This window comes from Pseudoalteromonas peptidolytica (assembly GCF_012641745.1).
In the GTDB taxonomy this organism is placed as follows: Bacteria; Pseudomonadota; Gammaproteobacteria; order Enterobacterales; family Alteromonadaceae; genus Pseudoalteromonas; species Pseudoalteromonas peptidolytica.
Genome location: NZ_WEHZ01000090.1, coordinates 1 through 905, shown reverse-complemented (window position 1 = coordinate 905; position 905 = coordinate 1). Strand labels below are relative to the sequence as shown.

1 protein-coding gene is annotated in these 905 nt (G+C 44.5%); it reads left to right on the top strand.

Annotated features, from left to right (window positions below; all coding sequences use genetic code 11):
- Positions 1-905 (top strand): transposase (locus tag F9Y84_RS21850; protein ID WP_168756804.1); only part of this gene is annotated, 905 nt, incomplete at both ends.

The following is a 905-nucleotide window of genomic DNA, read 5'->3' as shown; positions in this document are numbered from 1 at the left end:
ATCTCCCGCTGCGTTAGACGTGCGTATTTATGCGGTGAAGATAAACTAACTGGAAAATCCTATACACATCGCCGTGATTGGGTTGAAGAAAAGCTCCTGATGTTAGCTACCGTCTTTTGTATCGACGTCTGTGCGTATGCGGTGATGAGTAATCACACCCACATTGTATTGCATGTTGATGATAAAAGAGCAAAGCGCTTATCTGACAAGGCCATAGTGATACGCTGGCACAAGCTATTTAAAGGTAATTGGATAACGTGGAAGTTCGTTGAAGAAGAGCCACTATGTGAGTCGGAGCAATTGATACTCAGTGAATATATTGCCAAGTACAGACAGAGATTGGCAGATATTAGCTGGTTTATGCGGGTACTCAACGAGGATATTGCCCGCAAAGCAAATAAAGAGGATGAATGTACAGGCCGATTTTGGGAAGGCAGATTCAAATCTCAACCCTTGCTAGACGAAGCCGCATTAGCTGCTTGTATGGCATACGTCGACTTGAACCCCATTCGAGCCAAGTTAGCCCCAACGCCTGAAACCTCTGACTTTACCAGTATCAAAAAGCGCATCGACCATGCAAGGCGAGGGAAACAACCAAACAGCCTATTACGATTTGCAGGTAGCCCCCGAAAGAAGATGCCAAAAGGGCTGCCTTTCGAACTCAAGTCTTATCTAGAGTTAGTCGAGCTTACGGGGAATTATATTCGCACCGATAAAAAAGGCGCTATTTTTGAGGCTCAACCAATTTTGTCTCGACTAAACATTGAACCTGATAATTGGATGAAACTCACAACCCAATTTTCTCGGATTTTCCATGGTGCTGTTGGTCGAGAGCGAGTACTCACCGCTTACTGTGAAACACTCAAAAAGCGACGGCGCACAAATCTAGCAAATTGTGAACATTT